This is a genomic window from Geoanaerobacter pelophilus (assembly GCF_018476885.1).
Taxonomy (GTDB): Bacteria; Desulfobacterota; Desulfuromonadia; order Geobacterales; family DSM-12255; genus Geoanaerobacter; species Geoanaerobacter pelophilus.
This window is the reverse complement of the sequence record NZ_JAHCVJ010000020.1, coordinates 1-2,500: the sequence shown is the minus strand read 5'-3', so window position 1 is coordinate 2,500 and position 2,500 is coordinate 1. Positions and strand designations below refer to the sequence as shown.

The window sequence follows — 2,500 nt, the reverse complement described above, 5'->3', positions numbered from 1 at the left end:
GACCGATAGTGCACTAGTACCGTGAGGGAAAGGTGAAAAGTACTCCGATGAGGAGGGTGAAATAGAACCTGAAACCGTATGCCTACAAGCAGTGGGAGCACTATGGAGCAATCCAGTGTGACCGCGTGCCTTTTGCATAATGAGTCAGCGAGTTACTCTCAGTAGCAAGGTTAAGCTCATAGAGTGGAGCCGCAGCGAAAGCGAGTCTGAATAGGGCGCATTAGTTGCTGGGAGTAGACCCGAAACCGGGTGATCTATCCATGTCCAGGGTGAAAGGAAGGTAACACTTCGTGGAGGCCCGAACCCACTGGCGTTGAAAAGCCAGGGGATGAGGTGTGGATAGGAGTGAAAGGCTAATCAAACTCGGAGATAGCTGGTTCTCCCCGAAATATATTTAGGTATAGCCTCGCAGATTAAGTGATGGGGGTAGAGCACTGGATGGGCTAGGGGTCCTACCAGATTACCAAACCCAACCAAACTCCGAATACCATCAACTGTTACTGCGGGAGTCAGACTGCGGGTGATAAGATCCGTAGTCGAAAGGGAAACAGCCCAGACCGCCAGCTAAGGTCCCAAAATCTATGCTAAGTGGAAAACGATGTGGAAATGCCCAGACAACCAGGAGGTTGGCTTAGAAGCAGCCACCCTTTAAAGAAAGCGTAATAGCTCACTGGTCGAGTGGGTCTGCGCGGAAAATGTAACGGGGCTAAGCATAGTACCGAAGCTGCGGATTGGCATCTTAAGATGCCAGTGGTAGGGGAGCATTGTGTAAGCCTGCGAAGGTCGACCGTAAGGACGGCTGGAGGTATCACAAGAGATTATGCTGACATGAGTAGCGAAAAACAAGGTGAGAAACCTTGTCACCGAAAACCCAAGGTTTCCTCCGTAAAGGTAATCTGCGGAGGGTTAGTCGGTCCCTAAGGCGAGGCCGAAAGGCGTAGTTGATGGGAAACAGGTTAATATTCCTGTACCTCTTGCTATTGCGATGGGGGGACGGAGAAGGGTAGGCCATCCAGGCGCTGGTTGTCCTGGTTCAAGCGTGTAGACGGGGAAGGTAGGCAAATCCGCTTTCCCATACAACGTCAAGGCGTGATGACGAGAGCGTATGCTCACAAAGTGGTTGATCCCATGCTTCCAAGAAAAGCCTCTAAGCTTCAGATAGCAGGAGACCGTACCGTAAACCGACTCAGGTGGGTGGGGAGAAAATCCTAAGGTGATTGAGAGAACACTGGTTAAGGAACTCGGCAAAATGACACCGTAACTTCGGGAGAAGGTGTGCCTCCGGTAGGTGTAGCGATTCGCACGTGAAGCCGATGGAGGTCGCAGAGAAATGGCGGTAGCGACTGTTTACTAAAAACACAGGACTCTGCAAAGACGAAAGTCGACGTATAGGGTCTGACGCCTGCCCGGTGCCGGAAGGTTAAGGGGATTTGTTAGCCGCAAGGCGAAGCTTTGAACCGAAGCCCCGGTAAACGGCGGCCGTAACTATAACGGTCCTAAGGTAGCGAAATTCCTTGTCGGGTAAGTTCCGACCTGCACGAATGGCGTAACGATTTCCGCGCTGTCTCAACCAGTGGCTCAGCGAAATTGAATTCTCGGTGAAGATGCCGAGTACCCGCGGTAAGACGGAAAGACCCCGTGAACCTTTACTACAGCTTGACAGTGACATTCGAAACAGTTTGTGTAGGATAGGTGGGAGGCTTTGAAGCTGGTACGCCAGTATCTGTGGAGCCAACCTTGAAATACCACCCTGGTTGTTTTGGGTGTCTAACCCAGGTCCGTCATCCGGATCGGGGACACTGTCTGGTGGGTAGTTTGACTGGGGCGGTCGCCTCCCAAAGAGTAACGGAGGCGCGCGAAGGTTCCCTCAGGCTGATTGGAAACCAGCCGTAGAGTGTAAAGGCATAAGGGAGCTTGACTGCGAGACCAACAAGTCGAGCAGGTACGAAAGTAGGTCTTAGTGATCCGGCGGTTCTGTATGGAAGGGCCGTCGCTCAACGGATAAAAGGTACGCCGGGGATAACAGGCTGATCTCCCCCAAGAGTTCACATCGACGGGGAGGTTTGGCACCTCGATGTCGGCTCATCGCATCCTGGGGCTGAAGTAGGTCCCAAGGGTTTGGCTGTTCGCCAATTAAAGCGGTACGCGAGCTGGGTTTAAAACGTCGTGAGACAGTTTGGTCCCTATCTACCGTGGGCGCAGGATACTTGAGAAGAGCTGTCCTTAGTACGAGAGGACCGGGATGGACGTACCTCTAGTGTTCCAGTTGTTCCGCCAGGAGCAGTCGCTGGGTAGCTATGTACGGAAAGGATAACCGCTGAAAGCATCTAAGCGGGAAGCCCCCTTCAAGATTAGGTATCCCTGGGTGTAATAACCCCTGAAGGCCCGTTGGAGACTACAACGTTGATAGGCCGGGTGTGTAAGCACAGTAATGTGTTCAGCTGACCGGTACTAATCGGCCGTGAGGCTTGACCATAAAAAATTAAACAGGTAAGGGGGG

At 52.4% G+C, this 2,500-nt stretch carries 1 rRNA gene (cut by a window edge); it reads left to right on the top strand.

Features of this window, described 5'->3' with window-relative positions:
* Positions 1-2,476 (top strand): 23S ribosomal RNA (locus tag KI809_RS20285); it begins 484 nt to the left of the window's first position.
* The last annotated feature ends 24 nt before the right edge of the window (positions 2,477-2,500 follow it).